The 16469-nt window shown below is 64.6% G+C and carries 18 protein-coding genes; 9 read left to right on the top strand and 9 right to left on the bottom strand.

What is annotated here, in order from left to right; translation table 11 throughout:
- Positions 1 to 56: 56 nt before the first annotated feature.
- Genes IVA74_RS17615 through IVA74_RS17600 form a run of 4 tightly spaced genes read right to left on the bottom strand, consistent with a single transcriptional unit; the run spans position 57 to position 2071 of the window.
- Positions 57 to 227, bottom strand: coding sequence for a hypothetical protein (locus IVA74_RS17615; RefSeq protein WP_247346393.1), 171 nt, complete (start codon positions 225 to 227; stop codon positions 57 to 59).
- 30 nt (positions 228 to 257) lie between these two features.
- Positions 258 to 821 carry an isochorismatase family protein gene (locus IVA74_RS17610; protein WP_247346391.1) on the bottom strand — a complete coding sequence of 188 codons (564 nt, stop codon included), beginning with the start codon at positions 819 to 821 and terminating at the stop codon, positions 258 to 260.
- Positions 822 to 846: 25 nt separating this feature from the next.
- Entirely contained in the window at positions 847 to 1467 is a 621-nt protein-coding gene (locus IVA74_RS17605) for a GNAT family N-acetyltransferase (RefSeq protein WP_247346388.1), read from the bottom strand.
- Positions 1454 to 2071, bottom strand: a complete 618-nt coding sequence (locus IVA74_RS17600) for a hypothetical protein (protein WP_247346386.1) — start codon at positions 2069 to 2071, stop codon at positions 1454 to 1456. The genes IVA74_RS17605 and IVA74_RS17600 overlap by 14 nt, the downstream gene beginning before the upstream one ends.
- 71 nt (positions 2072 to 2142) lie before the next feature.
- Between IVA74_RS17600 and IVA74_RS17595 the strand changes: the two genes are divergently transcribed.
- Positions 2143 to 3183, top strand: a complete 1041-nt coding sequence (locus IVA74_RS17595; protein WP_247346384.1) for a LysR family transcriptional regulator — start codon at positions 2143 to 2145, stop codon at positions 3181 to 3183.
- A gap of 77 nt (positions 3184 to 3260) precedes the next feature.
- Here the strand turns inward: IVA74_RS17595 and IVA74_RS17590 are convergent, their stop codons facing one another.
- Entirely contained in the window at positions 3261 to 4412 is a 1152-nt protein-coding gene (locus IVA74_RS17590) for an autotransporter outer membrane beta-barrel domain-containing protein (RefSeq protein WP_247346382.1), read from the bottom strand.
- Positions 4413 to 4790: 378 nt separating this feature from the next.
- On the opposite strand from IVA74_RS17590, the gene IVA74_RS17585 reads away from it, so the two are divergent.
- Positions 4791 to 4997, top strand: coding sequence for a cold-shock protein (locus IVA74_RS17585; protein ID WP_148752975.1), 207 nt, complete (start codon positions 4791 to 4793; stop codon positions 4995 to 4997).
- An 87-nt stretch (positions 4998 to 5084) separates the two neighbouring features.
- On the opposite strand, the gene purN is transcribed toward IVA74_RS17585, so the two are convergent.
- Together purN and purM are read right to left on the bottom strand one after the other, a co-directional pair.
- Positions 5085 to 5738: a phosphoribosylglycinamide formyltransferase gene (purN, locus tag IVA74_RS17580; RefSeq protein WP_247346379.1), complete on the bottom strand. Its 654-nt coding sequence runs from the start codon at positions 5736 to 5738 to the stop codon at positions 5085 to 5087.
- On the bottom strand, positions 5738 to 6811 hold the full coding sequence (gene purM / locus IVA74_RS17575) for a phosphoribosylformylglycinamidine cyclo-ligase (RefSeq protein WP_247346376.1): 1074 nt from the start codon (positions 6809 to 6811) through the stop codon (positions 5738 to 5740). Before purM ends, purN begins: the two co-directional genes overlap by 1 nt.
- 155 nt (positions 6812 to 6966) lie before the next feature.
- Here purM and IVA74_RS17570 point away from each other — a divergent pair, with 155 nt between their 5' ends.
- The 4 genes from IVA74_RS17570 (at position 6967) to ppx (ending at position 12150) form a co-directional block, all read left to right on the top strand.
- Positions 6967 to 7509 carry a CDP-alcohol phosphatidyltransferase family protein gene (locus tag IVA74_RS17570; protein ID WP_247346374.1) on the top strand — a complete coding sequence of 181 codons (543 nt, stop codon included), beginning with the start codon at positions 6967 to 6969 and terminating at the stop codon, positions 7507 to 7509.
- A 124-nt stretch (positions 7510 to 7633) separates the two neighbouring features.
- Positions 7634 to 8311 (top strand): DnaA/Hda family protein, encoded by a 678-nt coding sequence (locus IVA74_RS17565; RefSeq protein ID WP_247346372.1) that lies wholly within the window; start codon positions 7634 to 7636, stop codon positions 8309 to 8311.
- Between the two features lie 128 nt (positions 8312 to 8439).
- Positions 8440 to 10632: an RNA degradosome polyphosphate kinase gene (locus IVA74_RS17560; RefSeq protein ID WP_247346786.1), complete on the top strand. Its 2193-nt coding sequence runs from the start codon at positions 8440 to 8442 to the stop codon at positions 10630 to 10632.
- Positions 10633 to 10647: 15 nt separating this feature from the next.
- Positions 10648 to 12150, top strand: a complete 1503-nt coding sequence (gene ppx / locus IVA74_RS17555) for an exopolyphosphatase (protein WP_247346370.1) — start codon at positions 10648 to 10650, stop codon at positions 12148 to 12150.
- Positions 12151 to 12210: 60 nt separating this feature from the next.
- On the opposite strand, the gene IVA74_RS17550 is transcribed toward ppx, so the two are convergent.
- Together IVA74_RS17550 and ndk are read right to left on the bottom strand one after the other, a co-directional pair.
- Complete coding sequence (locus IVA74_RS17550) at positions 12211 to 13071, bottom strand: TerC family protein (RefSeq protein ID WP_247346367.1); 861 nt, start codon at positions 13069 to 13071, stop codon at positions 12211 to 12213.
- A 44-nt stretch (positions 13072 to 13115) separates the two neighbouring features.
- Positions 13116 to 13538 (bottom strand): nucleoside-diphosphate kinase, encoded by a 423-nt coding sequence (gene ndk / locus IVA74_RS17545; RefSeq protein ID WP_106943663.1) that lies wholly within the window; start codon positions 13536 to 13538, stop codon positions 13116 to 13118.
- Positions 13539 to 13848: 310 nt separating this feature from the next.
- On the opposite strand from ndk, the gene IVA74_RS17540 reads away from it, so the two are divergent.
- From IVA74_RS17540 to IVA74_RS17530, 3 genes are all read left to right on the top strand, one after another.
- A complete protein-coding gene (locus tag IVA74_RS17540; RefSeq protein ID WP_247346365.1) occupies positions 13849 to 14106 on the top strand; it encodes a sulfur globule protein precursor in 258 nt (85 codons plus the stop codon).
- Positions 14107 to 14325: 219 nt separating this feature from the next.
- Positions 14326 to 14499: a hypothetical protein gene (locus IVA74_RS17535; protein WP_247346363.1), complete on the top strand. Its 174-nt coding sequence runs from the start codon at positions 14326 to 14328 to the stop codon at positions 14497 to 14499.
- Positions 14500 to 14556: 57 nt separating this feature from the next.
- Complete coding sequence (locus IVA74_RS17530) at positions 14557 to 16422, top strand: ABC-F family ATP-binding cassette domain-containing protein (RefSeq protein ID WP_247346361.1); 1866 nt, start codon at positions 14557 to 14559, stop codon at positions 16420 to 16422.
- The last annotated feature ends 47 nt before the right edge of the window (positions 16423 to 16469 follow it).

Genomic DNA, 16469 nt, shown 5'->3' with positions numbered 1-16469 from the left:
AAGCGCTCAGCAGCGTTGCACAAAGCCGCACATCGGGCAGCTGCACGGGGCAGCGCTCACGCCGCGCCGTCGTCATTCCCATCGCCATCGGCGGCAGTGGCTTCCCGCACTTCCACCAGCGCCATCGACAGCAGATATACCGTCGTGGACAGACCAAGACGGCGCGCCGCCTCGGCGGCATGCGACAGGTCGCTTGCCAGCTCCTTGAGCTGATCTCCCCGTGACAATGTCCCACTCCATCCGCCGATCGCGGCCGCCTACACCGCAACGGCGCCGCTGGCTCTGATCAGTTCGGCGCTGGACTGGATTGTAGCAAAATTCCCGATCACATTCACTACCGCATGCTTGTAGGCGGCGGCGTCGCCAGTTCCCGGCTGGCGGCAGGCCACCGCATCGGCGGCCACCTGGTAGCGATGGCTGCGGTGAAACCCGTCGACAGCGGTGGCCAGGATAGTTTCGTCTAGGGAAAAGCCTGCGAGCACGCAACGCACATTGCGGATATTGGACATGTAGTCCACGAACCGCGACGAACTGTAGGCCGACGGCAGCGGGTGCTCGAACGTCATTTCTCCCGGCCGCGGCTTCGCGTCCACGATCCAATCGGTCAGCCTGGATGCCGGATTGAACCAGGCTGCCTGAGCGATGCGCTTCAAATGCATCACCGGCCAGAGATTGCCGCGCCACAGCGTCAGCAGTTCCAGGCAGCGCGCCGTCGCAACCTCGCCGTCGAGGATGACGTGGCGACGTCCAGGGGTCAGATATTCGACCTGGAGATCCGCGCAGACCAGGATTGGCGGATCGTCGGTGATGGAAGCCAGCATGATCTTGCGCGCAGCTGCACTGGTTTCAACGGCCAGCGAGCGCGACGTCCCGCAGCGGCGACGTCACGGCTCGTCCGGCCGAGGCGTCGAGCACGCCCGGCCGGTCCCAATCGCCCTCGGGACGGATGATCACATAGGGATCGCTGTCCAGCGTAATCGCGTCCGGACCCGGTTCGATCTCCAGCAGCATCTCCGTGTAGGAGAAGTCGGAGAAGGTGACCTTGCGATTGTGGCCGAGCGGCTTGGCGCCGAAATGGGCCCAGAAATCGACCAGGCGGTCCTGCGCCTGGCCGTAGATCTTGCGAAAGCCCTTGCGCTTCACATAGTCGACGCTCGCCTGCACCAGTTTGAACGAGACGCGCGAGCGCCGATATTGATGCCGCACCGCAAGCCGTTCCACCTTGGCGAAATCGCCGAAGAACCGCACCCGCAGACAGCCGGCAGGCTCGTTGCCGACATGGCCGATGAAATGCGCGGCGACCATGTCGTTGCCGTCGAACTCCTCATCGAACGGGCAATCCTGCTCGGCGAGATAGACGGCTGAGCGGATCGAGGTGACCAGCATGAGATCGCTGAGATCGCGTGCGAGGCGAATGGTGATGGCGCGGGAGTCGGGCTTCGCGAGAGGAATCCTAGTACCGTGCATCTGCAAAACTCCTTGCTTGGATGACCGCGCCGGGCATGCGCATGGGTTGTCGATGCCAGGGGCGCTCGTAGCACCAGAGGTCGGGTTGGAAGCTCGGAACAGGCTCGAAGCCGGTCGCCTTCATGATGTCGCGTCCGGCCACGGTTGACGGCTGCGCATAGCAATCCGCGTTACGAAACCTTAGCTGTCTTAGATGAGCCGCGGCCTTGCCGAGACCGGCGACGCCGCGCCCTGTCGCCGCGATCGCCCAGATGTAGATGGCAGAAACGTCCTCCTTCGCAGAAGCGAGATGGCGCGTTTCCGGCGCGGTGAGACAGATCTCGTCGAGCAGCAGCGCATCGTGGCCGCGTTCGTTGAGAAACAGGAAGGCCATGCCGCCGACGAGGTTGCCCTTCCGGCTGAAAGTCAGGATGCTCTCGGGATCGAAGGTGAAGTATCTTGCAAGCTCAGCCGTCCCGATCCGAACGCCCGGCACCAGCCGGTGCGCCATCTGCGAAAGCGCGGCAATTTCGGAAAATTGGGCGCAACGGACGTCGACATCCGGACTGAGCGGCAGCGCGTCGAAATCATGCCTTGCGGCAAACGAGCCCCTTTCCATACCCATGTCACCCCTTTATCGTCCGCGGCTTTCGTGCCCCGCTATCGCGAAGAGCTTAGCGGCTGGGGATCAGGAGTATGCAGCAGTTATTGCACCGGGGTGCTGCTATGATGCAGCACCGTGAAGAAGCCCTGGATGCGTCCTGGGACGATTTGAAATTATTTTTAGCTTGCGCAAAATATAAAAGCTTCCGCAACGCCGCTGAGGAGCTCGGGCTCACCTCCACCACCCTGATGCGCAGGATCGACCGACTCGAAGAGAGCATCGACTGCAAGCTGTTCCTGCGCGACCAGAGCGGGCTCACGCTCAGCGACGAAGGCAGCGCCATGATCGCCGACGTGGCACTGATGGAGCGTCATGCTTTCAACGTCCTCCGGCGTGCCTCGCGATCGTCGAACGACATGTCAGGCACCGTGCGCGTCGCGGTGACGGAAGGCCCCGGCAATTTCTGGATCCTGCCGCGACTGATCGACTTCCAGAAGACCTATCGCAAGATCACCGTCGACCTGCGCTGCGCGATGGAGCAGGCCGACGTCGCGCGGCTCGAATCCGATATCGCGATCCAGCTCGAGCCGCCGACCAATCCGGATCTGATCGTCGCCAAGCTCGGCCGTCTGCACATCTATCCGTTCGTCTCCAAGGAGTACGAAAACCTCTACGGCGTCCCGGCGGGCCTGGCCGAGCTGAAGAACCACCGCATCATCAAGCAGAACGCGCCGCAGGTCGATGACGGCGCCTACGCCCGCGTGCTCGGACTGAAGTCGCTCGAGGGCATCGTCGGGATCAAGACCAACTCGTCGGTCGGCGTGCTCTATGCAGTGGAGCGCGGCGCCGGCATCGGGTTCCTGCCGACGGTCTCGATCGCGCTCGGCGCCCCGCTCGTTCCCGTCGATCTCGGCGTCAGCCACCACGCTGACCTCTGGCTCACTTACCACAAGGAGTTCCGCACCTCCGAGCGCCACAAGATCGTGGTCGACTGGCTGAAGAAAATCTTCGATCCCAAGATGCATCCCTGTTTCCGCGACGAGTTCATCCACCCGAACGCGCTGGTGCCGATGATGACGGCCGCGCGCGAGGGCTTTGGATTGACGGGATATATCGCGGCAACGCCGACCTGAAGCTTGGGCATGACCTTTTCAAACAACCGCTCCGCACTCTTCCGGATCGCTCTGGGCGGACACAGGCAGGCTTTGCCTCACCACCGATATTCGAAGCCGAGCGTGCCCTGGTGCGACGTCAGCTCGTTGCGGAACTTGCCGTCGTAATTGACGTAGAGCCGCGCAGTGTTGGTCAGGCTGAGCGAGGCCGAGGCGCCGGCATCCATGCCGTAGCGGCTCTCGCCGATGCCGGGCACGATAATGCTCTGGGTCCCGAGGCTCACCTGCACCGATCCCAGGTTCTGATAAAAATTGTCGACGAACTTGCCGTAGGCGGACAGGTCCAGGATCTTCTGGTCGAAGATGAAGTAGCGCCCGATCTCCGCCCCGATCATGACGCGCGCGCGTGAGAGCGCCGTCGAGCCGACATTGAGGGGATCGAGGCCGCCGGCCTCCTGGAACGCGGCGCTGGTGGCGCGGACATATTCCAGCGCCCCCTTGGGCACGATGCGCATCTGGTCCTGGGTCCAGTAGTAGCTGATCTCGGTCAGCGCGCCGTCGATTGCGGCGCGATAACCCGCGATCGCAAAGCCCAGGCCGGTATCCCGGCTGGAACGGACCTTCCCGAAACCGTGCACCACCGCGAAGGCCCAGGTCCATGGGCCCTTGTCGACGGAGCCGTTGAAGCCGAGCTGCGTCAGGTCCAGCGTCGCTGACTGAAGCGCAAGCGGCACGTCGACGTCGGTGTGGCTCTGGTCGACGGAGAAGCCGATATTGACACCCGGCGCGAGCCGCGCGCCAAAGCCTGCGACCCCGCCAACCGTCTTGCGCTTGTCGCCGACGAAATCGCCCTGCGCATCGGTCCGAACCGAGATGCCGTAGCCCTCGAACCAGGTGCGGTAGCGCGGATCCTCCGTGGCCGTCGACGCGCCGCCGCCGCCCGGATTGGTCCGAAATGCCCGGTTGACGCCGCCAGATGCCTGGTTGCCGAGCCGTTCCAGGAAATTCGAGCCGAGATCGAGCGCGCTGTTGCCGGCCGACTGGTCGTAATTGGTCGAGGTCGGCATCGGAACCGGTGACGGCAACGGCGTTGGGGTCGGCGTGGGCGTCGGACTTTGCGCGAAGCCGGGCGTCGCGGCCGATACCATCACGACGAATGTAAAGGCCATGGCGATCGCCGTCGCAATCCGGCGGACGCGGTCCAGCCCGATCGTCTGCCGTGTCCCGGAGAGCTGCGAGGTGCAGCACATGACGACCTTCCCGAAGCGAGTGGCGGCGCGCTGGAATGCAACACAAGCTGCGGCGCGTGCGGCGATTTGTTCCGAACTGTCACGGAGGGTCAACGGGTTGGCACGCTATGGCCGAGGCTATTGCCCGGGATTGTGGTTCCACGGCCACAGGTCGCAAATTGCAATCCTGTTCGCCCGGCCCTGGCTTGAAATTCGCGCACGGCTTGCTAACGCGCGATTTTCATGTTGCAATATCGGACACAATCGGAATTGGCGCTCGGCTGTGCGTTTCGCGACATTGAGATTCAAGACTCGAACAGACTTCCGGAAGCCCGTTTGTGGCGTGGCACGCGAAAAAAGCGGCCGCGTCTTTTTTGTATCTAGCGGAGGAGACTGAGGATGCCGCAAAAGGGCACCGTCAAATGGTTCAACCCGACCAAGGGCTATGGGTTCATCAAGCCGAACGGCAGCGACAAGGACGTGTTCGTCCATATCTCCGCCGTCGAGCGTGCGGGACTTTCCACCCTCAACGAAAACCAAGCGGTTGAATACGACCTCGTGGAGAACCGCGGCAAAGCATCCGCGGAGAACCTCAAGGTTTCCTGATTTCTCTCGATTTTGCGCGAGAGATCATGACGTTGCCCCCGGCTCCGCCGGGGGTTTTTATTTATGACGACGAAACGCGACAGCGCTTCAATTCGCCACCGGCGCAATCAAAAAATTCTCCGACGGCCCGCCGCCCGCCGTCTTGCAGACGTCGCCCTCGATCCGGATCTTGCCGGCCGCGAGCAGCCGCAGCGCCTCAGGATAGATGCGGTGCTCGATCTCGAGGATGCGCTCCGACAGCGTGGCTCCGGTATCGTGGTCGCTCACAGGCACCGCGCCCTGCATCACGATGGGGCCGGCGTCGGTCTCGGGGATCACGAAGTGCACCGTCGCACCAGACAGCTTGACGCCGGCGCGCAAGGCCTGGCCGTGCGGGTCGAGACCGGGGAAAGACGGCAGCAGCGAGGGATGGATGTTGAGCATCCGCCCGTACCAGGCCTTGGTGAATTCGGCCGTGAACAGGCGCATGAAGCCGCCGAGACAGATCAGCTCGATGCCGTGCTGATCGAGCGCTGCCTGCAGCACCGTCTCGAAGCCGGCGCGGTCCTTGCCGAACGGCTTGCTTTCGATCACCAGCGTCTTCACGCCGCGCGCTTTGGCCGTTTCCAGCCCCAGTGCATCGGCCTTGTTCGAGATGACCAGGGAAATCTCCGCCGGAAAATCCGGTGCGGCCGCGCCCTTGATCAGCGCGGCCATGTTGGAGCCGCGCCCCGATATCAGGATGGCGACGCGGCGCTTCATCACAGCGCCAGGTCGAGGTGGCCGTTATAGACGACGCGGTGCTCGCCTTCGGCCGGGATCACGGTGCCGAGCTGTGCCACGGTCTCACCGGCCTCAGCGAAGACCTGCATGACCTCGTTCACCTTGTCCGGCTCGACGATCGCGATCATGCCGATCCCGCAATTGAAGGTCCGCAGCATTTCGAGCTCGGCGATACCGGCCTGCGCGGCCAGCCATTTGAACACCGGCAGCACTGGCAGACGCGCCAGATCGATCCCGGCGCCGAGATGGTTCGGCAGCACGCGCGGAATGTTGTCGGTGAAGCCGCCGCCGGTGATATGGGCAAGCCCCTTCACCGCACCGGTCTCGCGGATCGCGCGGAGGCAGGATTTGACGTAGAGCCGCGTCGGCGTCAGCAATGCGCCGCCGAGCGTCATGACGGGCGAGAACGGCGCCTGCGCCTCGAAGCCGAGGCCGGATTGTTCCACGATCTTGCGCACCAGCGAGAAACCGTTGGAGTGCACGCCCGACGAGGCGAGCCCGATCACGGCATCGCCGGCGGCGATGTCCTTGCGCGGCAACAGCGTGCCACGCTCCGCGGCGCCGACGGCAAAGCCGCCGAGATCGTAATCGCCGTCCTTGTAGAGGCCGGGCATCTCGGCCGTCTCGCCGCCGATCAGGGCGCAGCCGGATTCGCGGCAGCCTTCGGCGACACCGGCGACGATCGAGGCGGTCGCCTCCGGATCGAGCTTGCCGCAGGCAAAATAATCCAGGAAGAACAGCGGCTCGGCGCCCTGCACCACAAGGTCGTTGACGCTCATGGCGACGAGGTCGATGCCAATCCCGCCATGCAGGCCGGTCTCGATCGCGATCTTGACCTTGGTGCCGACGCCGTCGGTCGCGGCCACCAGGATGGGGTCCTTGAAGCCGGCCGCCTTGAGGTCGAACAGGCCGCCGAATCCGCCGATTTCGGCGTCGGCGCCGGGCCGCGCGGTGGCGCGCACCATCGGCTTGATCAGGTCGACCAGGCGGTTGCCCGCGTCGATATCGACGCCTGAATCGGCGTAAGTGAGGCCGTTTTTGCGGTCGGTCATGCCCGATTTCCAGTGGGTTTGCGGCTGGTTACGTCGAATTCCGGGGACGCGCAATGGCTCGCATGGCGCGCCTTCGTATACTATGTAGAGATATCAACCGGTTCAGCCTCTAAGGGCCGGATTCGAGGTCAGACCGGGTGCCGGGAAGCGCTTTCGTGAGTATTCCGAATATCATTACCCTGGGCCGCATCATGCTGGTCCCGATCATCGTCTGGGCCATCGTGTCGAGCCAAATGGAGGTGGCGTTCGCCGTCTTCCTGATCGCGGGTATCAGCGACGCGGTCGACGGCTTCCTTGCCAAGCGCTTCAACATGACGAGCGAGCTCGGCGCCTTGCTCGACCCGCTCGCCGACAAGGCGCTGCTGGTCTCGATCTACATGGCCTTGGGCATCTGGGGCGCGATTCCGCGCTGGATCGTCATCCTGGTGGTCTCGCGCGACATCATGATCGTCGCCGCCGTGATCGTTTCGTGGCTGTTCGACCGCCCTGTCGAGATGAAGCCCTCGAGGGTATCCAAGCTCAACACCGTGGCCCAGGTGGCATTCGCGGCGCTGGTGCTGGCCGCCCTCGCCTTCGGCTTCAAAGCCGGTCCTTATGATATAATCCTGATGGGCCTCGTCACGGTCTTCACGCTCTCCTCGGTGTCGCTCTATCTTGTCGAGTGGCTGCGGCACATGAGTACGATCGAGGCCAAGTAGCACTTATCAACTAGCACTATCGAGGCCAATGAGTTGGGATGCGGCCCCGCAAAAGGCCAACTCCCGCTCGATTAGTCGCATCTCCTCAAACGAAGCCGGCACGCCGGCACGGAGCAAAGCAAGCGTGCCAGGCCGCGTTCATCCCCGACAATTGGCGTTTTCGCTTCCGCATGCGGAGAGCCTGAGCCGGGACAATTTCCTCGAAGGCCCCGCTAACGCCGCCGGTGTAGCCCTCATCGACGCCTGGCCGGAATGGCCGAACCGGATCATGTGGCTGGCCGGCCCGGAAGGGAGCGGCAAGAGCCATCTCGCCGCGATCTGGGCCGAAGCTTCGGGCGCCCGTTCGACCACCGCCAATGCGCTGACCGCCGAAGCCGTCCCGGGTGCGCTCGTCACCGGCGCGCTGGTGGTCGAGGATCCCAAGGCCAGGGAATTTGACGAGCGCGCCTTGTTCCATCTGATGAACCTGGCCCGCGAGGACGAGGCCTACGTCCTCTTCGCCGGGCGCCAGATGCCGGCATCGCTCGAGATCGAGCTGCCCGACCTGCGTTCGCGGCTGCGCGCCGTGCCTGTCATCGCGCTGCTGCCGCCTGACGATCAGCTCTTCCGCGGCCTGATCGTCAAGTTCTGCGCCGACCGCCAGCTCGCCGTGGACGAGAGCGTGGTCAGCTACCTCGCCACCCGCCTGGAGCGGTCCTCGGCCGCCGCCCGGCAGGCCGTGGAGCTGCTGGACAGCGAGGCCCTGCGCCTCGGCCGTCCCGTCACCCGGGCCCTGGCCGCCGAGCTCCTGCGGGATGTCTGACCAAGGCGGCTTGACGCGGCCCGGCAGCGGAACATCAATGTCATCGAAACGTCATCGCTCTAACACATGCTCCCGACGGTTTTGCGCATAAGTCGCAAATTTGGGCGAACTGGATGGATCGATTTCTGATGGACTCTGCGCAAGCTGTTGAAGTTAAAGAAAAAGCTCCGGAAGCAGAGGGCCATCCGGCGATCGCATCGAGCCCCGAGCGATTCATCAATCGCGAGCTCTCCTGGCTGCATTTCAACCGCCGCGTCCTGGAGGAATCGGTCAATGCCAGCCACCCCATGCTGGAGCGGGTGCGATTCCTGTCGATTTCAGCGAATAATCTCGACGAGTTCTTCATGGTCCGCGTCGCCGGCATCAAGGCCCAGGTGCGCGAGGGCATTGCCGAACGCAGCCCCGACGGCCTGACGCCGTCCGAGCAGCTCGCGCTTATCAACCGGACCGTCTCGCAACTGGCCTCCGACCAGCAGGCGATCTGGCGCGACCTGCGCGGCACGCTGGCCAACGAGGGCATCGTTCTGGTCGAGGGCAAGGAGGTCACCAAGGCGGAGCGAACCTGGGTCGAGGACTACTTCCTCAGCAACGTGTTTCCGCTGCTGACGCCGCTCGCGATCGACCCGGCCCACCCCTTCCCGTTCATTCCGAGCCTCGGCTTCACCATCGCGCTCCAGCTCACGCGCGCCGCCGACGGCAAGCAGATGAACGCGCTGATCCGCATGCCCGGCAAGATCGACCGCTTCATCCGCCTGCCGGTTGACGGCAAGGTCGTCCGGCTGATCTCGCTGGAGCAGGCCACCGCGCTGTTCATCAATCGCCTGTTCCCCGGCTACAATCTTCAAGGCCAGGGCGCTTTCCGCATCATCCGCGACTCCGAGCTCGAGATCGAGGAAGAGGCCGAGGATCTCGTCCGCCTGTTCGAGACCGCGCTGAAGCGCCGCCGCCGCGGGTCGGTGATCCGGCTCGAGATCGACGCCAAGATGCCGGAGCAACTGCGCAGCTTCGTGCAGCATGCGCTGTCGGCCGCCGACGACGAGGTGTTGCTGGTCGACGGCGTACTGGCCATGAACGAGCTCTCGCAGCTCACCCGCCTCGACCGGCCAGATCTCGAATTCACCCCTTACGTCCCGCGCCATCCCGAGCGCGTGCGCGAGCACGGCGGCGACATCTTCGCCGCGATCCGGCAGAAGGACCTCGTCGTCCATCACCCCTACGAATCCTTCGACGTGGTGGTGCAGTTTCTCCAGCAGGCGACGCGCGACCCCGACGTCGTCGCCATCAAGCAGACGCTCTATCGCACCTCCAGCAACTCGCCGATCGTGCGCGCGCTCGTGGAAGCCGCCGAAGCCGGCAAATCCGTCACCGCGCTGATCGAGCTGAAGGCGCGCTTCGACGAAGAGGCCAACATCCGCTGGGCGCGCGATCTCGAACGCGCCGGCGTCCAGGTCGTCTATGGCTTCCTCGAACTGAAGACGCACGCGAAGCTGTCGATGGTGGTGCGCCGCGAGGGCGGCAGCCTGACAACCTACGTCCACACCGGCACCGGCAATTACCACCCGGTGACCGCGCGCATCTACACCGACCTCTCCTACTTCACCTCGGAGCCGACCATCGGCCGCGACGCTGCGCGCGTGTTCAACTTCATCACCGGCTATGCGGCGCCGAGCGATCTGGAAAAGATGGCGGTGTCGCCGCTGACCTTGCGCAAACGCATCATCGAGCACATCCAGGGCGAGACCGCGCACACGCGGCACGGCCGGCCCGGTGCGGTCTGGATGAAGATGAACGCGCTGGTCGACCCCGACATCATCGACGCACTCTACGAGGCCTCACAGGCGGGCGTGCAGGTCGAGCTCGTGGTGCGCGGCATCTGTTGCCTGCGGCCCGGCATCCCCGGCCTGTCGGAGAACATCCGCGTCAAGTCGATCATCGGACGCTTCCTGGAACACGGCCGAATCTACTGCTTCGGCATGGGCCAGGGCCTGCCGAGCGCGAAAGCGGCTGTGTATATCTCCTCGGCCGACATGATGCCGCGCAACCTCGACCGCCGCGTCGAGGTGCTGTGTCCGCTGCAAAATCCCACGGTGCATCAGCAGGTTCTCGAACAGATCATGGTCGCGAATCTCAAGGACAACGAGCAGAGCTGGCAGTTGTTGCCGGACGGGTCCTCAACGCGTATGAAGACCGCGAAGGGCGAGGAGCCTTTCAACGCTCACAACTACTTCATGACAAATCCGAGTCTGTCTGGCCGTGGTAAGTCGCTCAAGGAATCCTCGCCGCGCCGCCTCACGCGCCGTAATGAACGTCATCAATCCTGATCCCGGATCTCTGACGTGAAGCGGCCGCGCAAGCGCGGCTCGAGCGTCGCGGTCATCGATATCGGCTCCAACTCGGTCCGCCTCGTCGTGTACGAGGGACTGGCGCGGAGCCTCATTCCGATCTTCAACGAGAAGACGCTGTGCGGCCTCGGGCGCGAGGTGCAGAGCACGGGCCTGCTCGCACCCGACGCCGTCGAAAAGGCGCTGACCTCGCTCAAGCGCTTCCGTGCGCTGTGCCGGGTGATGCAGGTCGGACGGGTGTTTGCGATTGCGACCGCCGCCTGCCGCGATGCCTCCAACGGCCCCGACTTCATCGCCAAAGCCGAGCGCATCTGCGCCGTGAAGATCGAGATCCTGTCGGGCCCGCGCGAGGCGCGGTTGTCGGCGCTGGGCGTGATCTCCGGCATCCATCACCCCGACGGCATCGTCGGCGATCTCGGCGGCGGTTCGCTCGAACTGATCGACGTGCGCAAGAACAGCGTGCGCAGCGGCGTGACGCTGCCGCTCGGCGGCCTCGCGCTGCAGGATCTCGCGCATAAATCTCTCAAACGCGCCGACCGCATCGTCCGCGAGGCGCTCGACGGGGTGCCGCAACTCAAGGCAGGTAGCGGCCGGAGCTTCTACGCGGTCGGCGGCACCTGGCGCGCGCTCGCGCGCATCCACATCATCCAGAGCGGCTATCCGCTCCAGGTGATGCACGGCTATTCGATTTCGGCTGCCGAGGCGCTCGACTTCTCGCGTCGTCTGCGTCGTCTTGCGGCTGTCGACATGCTCGCCGACATCGAGATCGTCGCGGATGCGCGTCGCCCTCTCCTGACCTATGCAGCGCTGGTGCTCGAGCACATCATCCGCGTGGCGAAGCCGAAGACGATCGTGTTCTCGACCTTCGGCGTGCGCGAGGGCCTGCTGCACGAGAAGCTGTCGGAAACCGAGCGCAACAAGGACGGGCTGATTTGCGCGGCGGAGGAGCTGAACCAGCTGCTGTCGCGTTCGGCGAAGCACGCCCGCGAGCTGATTGCCTGGACCGACCGCCTCGCACGCGTGGTGAAGCTGCACGAGACCGAGGAGGACCGCCGCCTGCGCCACGCCGCGTGCCTGCTGTCCGACATCGGCTGGCGCGTGCATCCCGATCATCGCGGCGAGCAGACGCTGAGCCTCGTCGTCAACGGCAATTTCGGCGCGATCACCCACACCGAACGCGCGTTCGTCGGCCTATCCGTGTTCTATCGCTACGCGGGCCTCAGTGAAGAGAACCAGCCGCCCGTCGCCATGCAGGAGCTGCTGACGCCGGCGCAGCTTGAACGCGCCCGCCTGCTGGGCGCGGCCTTCCGCGTCGCGCATCTGATCTCGGCGGCGCGTCCGGGCGTCTTGCCCGCGACGCATTTCCGCAGCGTGGGCCGCAAGCTGTTGCTGGTGTTCGAGCATCGCCTCGGGGATCTCGTCGCGGACCGCGTCGGCAGCCGCTTCCGTGCGCTCGCCCGGCTGATCAACCGCGCCGGCTCGATCGTCCGGCGCTAGAGAATTACTCAGCCGAAGCCTTTTACTCCGCCGAAGCCTTTTACTCAGCCGATGCCTTGGCTACTCCGCCGAAGCCTTGGCGTGGCGCTCGGAGGACTCCAGCGCGGTCGCGCTGAGGCTGCGTCGGCGCCAGATGGTGCCGACGACCAGCACAACGACGACGCCGAGGATCGCGCAAAAATATTCGCCGCCCCCGCCACCATGGGCGAACTGCGGCGGGATGCGCAACGCGCCGAGCAAGTTGTCCAGCGAGGCGCCGAACGGACCGTCGAACAGCGTGTGCAGCCGCGGCGCAATGGCGGGATCGGTGGCAATCACTTCGCCCGCGATCCAGCCGAGCAGCGCCGCGCCGGCCCACACCAAAACCGGCAGCTTTGTAAGCAGCGCCATGATCAGCGCCGCACCGGCGACGATCAGCGGCACGCTGATGGCAAGACCGAGCACCAGCAAGGGCACGCTGCCATTGGCGGCGGCGGCCACCGCAATGACGTTGTCCAGACTCATGACGATGTCGGCGACGACGACGATCTGCACGGCCTGCCACAGATGCGAGGCCGACTCGACGCCGTCCTCGTCCTCTTGTTCCGGCACCAGCAGTTTGGCTGCAATCACGATCAGCGCGAGACCGCCGACGAGCTTGAGGTACGGCAGCTCCATCAGGCTCGCGACGATGCCCGTGAAGATAATCCGCAGCAGCACCGCTGCGCCAGCACCGAAGATCATGCCCCAGAGCCGATGCCGCGGCTTGAGGCCGCGGCAGGCGAGCGCGATCACCAGCGCATTGTCGCCGGACAAAAGGATATTGATCCAGATGATCTTGCCGACCGCAACCCAGAAGGTCGGTTCGGCCATCTCGTTGCGAAACTGGGTGAAGAATGCCCCGATCGTAGCGGGATCGAAGATCTGCCAGAGCCAGTTCACACTACGTCCTTTCGCCGTGTCTCTTTAACTTATCGGCTGACGGATCAGCCGACGATCTCGTTGCCCGAGAAGAACTGCGCGATCTCGATCGCGGCGGTCTCCGGCGCGTCCGAACCGTGCGCAGAGTTCTCGCCGATCGACTTTGCGTAGAGCTTGCGGATGGTGCCGTCGGCCGCCTTGGACGGATCGGTCGCACCCATCGCATCGCGGTACTTGGCGACGGCGCCCTCGCCTTCCAGCACTTGGACCACCACCGGGCCCGAGGTCATGAATTCCACGAGCTCACCGAAGAACGGCCGCGCCTTGTGGACCGCATAGAACGTCTCGGCCTGTTCCTTGGTCATGCGGATGCGCTTCTGCGCGACGATGCGCAGGCCCGCCTTCTCGATCACGGCGTTAACCGCACCGGTCAGGTTACGCGCGGTGGCGTCGGGCTTGATGATCGAGAAAGTGCGTTCGATGGCCATAATCTTGTCCTTGGGGAAGAATGCGGTGGTTCGGAGTTGCCGGGCTTATATCGGCGCCTTCGCCGGACGGCAAGCGACCGCCCGAATGTCTCACAGGCGCTTCGCCGCAGGAGCGAACGGCCGATTTCAGCATGGCTTACAACAATTTCACCCAGATGAACCCAATCTGAAGCCCCCGTCAGGATTCGGTTCAGCTTCGCCGGCGTAACGTCAGGTCTATCGAAACCGAAACCTGATGATCAGGCAGACCGTTTCGGCGGCCTTTCCATCGACGCGATAGCCCCGCGCCGGCAGTTTTGAGGAGATCACCATGTTGAGGAAACTTTCGCTTGCCGCTGTTGCCGCGGTCGCGCTGGGTGCCGCGCTGGCGCCGACCTCCGCGTCCGCTCACTGGCATGGCGGCGGCTGGGGCCACGGCGGCGGTGGTGGCTGGCATCACGGCTGGGGTGGACCGCGCTTCTATGCCGGCGGCCCCGTCTCCTACGGTTATGGCGGCGGCTGCTATGTGCGGCGGCTGGTCCCGACTCCCTGGGGCCCCCGCTGGCGCCTGACCAACCGCTGCTACTGAGCCCGACAGCACCTTCCCAAAAGGGTACCTAAGCCCCCAGGTACCTTTCAAGCGAAGCCCCGGCGTTCCCCTGCGCCGGGGCTTTGTATTCGGGTTGGGGTATCGCGCGCTCTCATACAATTTTTGCTAGAATGACGGGCAATCTCCGCGAGTGGCGAAACCATTTGGGGGCCAAGGACTTGATACCGTGTCGCTTCTTTGAAAACACGGAACCCTGCGATGTCCGGCCTTTCTGCCAATGACGGCGAACAAATCGATCGGCGCACCAGCCGCTCGATCTCCGATGCCGTGGGCGAACGGCTCCGGCAGAGCCTGCGCCCCGAAGCTAGGCTCCCGACGCACCTCGAGCAGCTCCTCAACGAGCTGAAGCAGCGCGAGCGCGATTCGCACTGACTTCAACCTCACGGAAAAACGGGTTGCGTTTGATCCCGGCTGCGGTGACAAGGCCGCATGCTTGCTATCACCGACCTCTCCATCCGCCTCGCCGGACGCCTTCTGATTGACCAGAGTTCCGTGCAGATCACGCCCGGATCCCGCGTCGGCATGGTCGGTCGCAACGGCACCGGCAAATCGACCCTGTTCAAGGTGATCCGCGGCGAGCTCGCGGCCGAGCACGGCACGGTCACATTGCCGCCCCGCTGGCGCGTCGGCAGCCTCGCGCAGGAAGCCCCGAACGGCCCCGAAAGCCTGATCTCCGTGGTGCTCAAGGCCGACCTCGAACGCGACGCTTTGCTTGCCGAGGCCGAGAGCGCGACCGATCCGCACCGGATCGCCGAGATCCAGACCCGGTTGGTCGACATCGACGCGCATTCCGCCCCGTCACGCGCGGCCGCGATCCTCTCCGGCCTGGGCTTCTCGGCCACCGACCAGCTCCGCCCCTGCGCCGAATTCTCCGGCGGCTGGCGCATGCGCGTTGCGCTCGCCGCAACGCTGTTCGCGGCTCCCGACCTGTTGCTGCTCGACGAGCCCACCAACTATCTCGACCTCGAAGGCACGCTGTGGCTGGAGGATCACCTCGCGCATTATCCGCGCACAGTGATCGTGATCAGCCATGACCGCGATCTCCTCGAAAGCTCGGTCGACCAGATCCTGCATCTGGAGCGCAGCAAGCTCACGCTTTACAAAGGCACCTACTCCTCCTTCGAGGAGCAGCGCGCCATGCGCGAGATGCTCGATGCCAAACAGGTCAAGCGCCAGGAAGCCGAACGCGCGCGCCTGCAAGCCTTCGTCGATCGCTTCAAGGCCAAGGCCTCGAAAGCCCGGCAGGCCCAATCACGCGTCAAAATGCTGGAGCGGCTGAAGCCGATCACGGCGCTGGTCACCCAGGATGTGCGCGAGATCAGCTTTCCGGCGCCCGAGAAAATCCTGTCGCCGCCGATCATCGCCGTCGACAACGCCGCGGTCGGCTACGATCCGGCAACGCCGGTGCTGGGCCGCGTCACCTTGCGGATCGACAATGACGACCGCATTGCGCTGCTCGGCTCCAACGGCAACGGCAAATCGACACTGGTCAAACTGCTCGCCGGCCGCCTCGCGCCATTCTCGGGCAAGGTGACGCGAGCGGACAAGCTATCGATCGCCTATTTCGCGCAGCACCAGCTCGACGAATTGAACGAGGACGGCTCCGCCTATGACCACGTCCGCAAGCTGATGGGCGGCGAAGCGCCCGAGGCCAAGGTGCGCGCCCGCGCCGGCGCGATCGGTTTTTCCGGCAAGGCGGCCGACACCAAGGTTGGAAAACTGTCGGGCGGCGAGAAGGCGCGGCTTCTGCTGGGACTCGCGACCTTCTTCGGCCCCAACATGATCATTCTGGATGAGCCGACCAACCATCTCGACATCGACAGCCGCGCCGCGCTCGCCGAAGCCATCAACGAATTCCCCGGCGCCGTCATCATGGTCTCGCACGATCGCTATCTGATCGAGGCCTGCGCCGACCGGCTCTGGATCGTCGCCGACCGCACCGTGACCAACTACGACGGCGACCTCGACGAATACCGCCGCCTGGTGCTGTCCGCGCGCAACGGCGAGCCCGCCCCGCGCGAGCGCAGCGCGGCAAGCGAGAAGCCGCAGCGTCCGAGGTCGGACAACCGCGGCCCGCTGAAGAAGCGCATCGCGGAAGCCGAGTCCGAGATCGCCCGCGTCAGCGAGATCATCACCAAGATCGACACGGCGCTCGCCCTCCCCGACATCTTCACCCGCGATCCCAAGCAGGCCGCGCAACTGTCAAAAGCACGCGCCAACGCCGCCGGCGCGCTGGCGCGCGCCGAGGAGCAGTGGCTGGAGGCGAGCACGCAGTTTGACGAGGCGGCGGGGTAACGTCTTCGCCTACCCGCGCTTGCAGGAAATGGCTCAGTCGGCAAACT

It is taken from the genome of Bradyrhizobium sp. 132, from assembly GCF_023074185.1.
GTDB lineage: Bacteria > Pseudomonadota > Alphaproteobacteria > Rhizobiales > Xanthobacteraceae > Bradyrhizobium.
The sequence above is the reverse complement of the archived record's forward strand: the minus strand, read 5'-3'. Positions and strand labels throughout refer to the sequence as shown.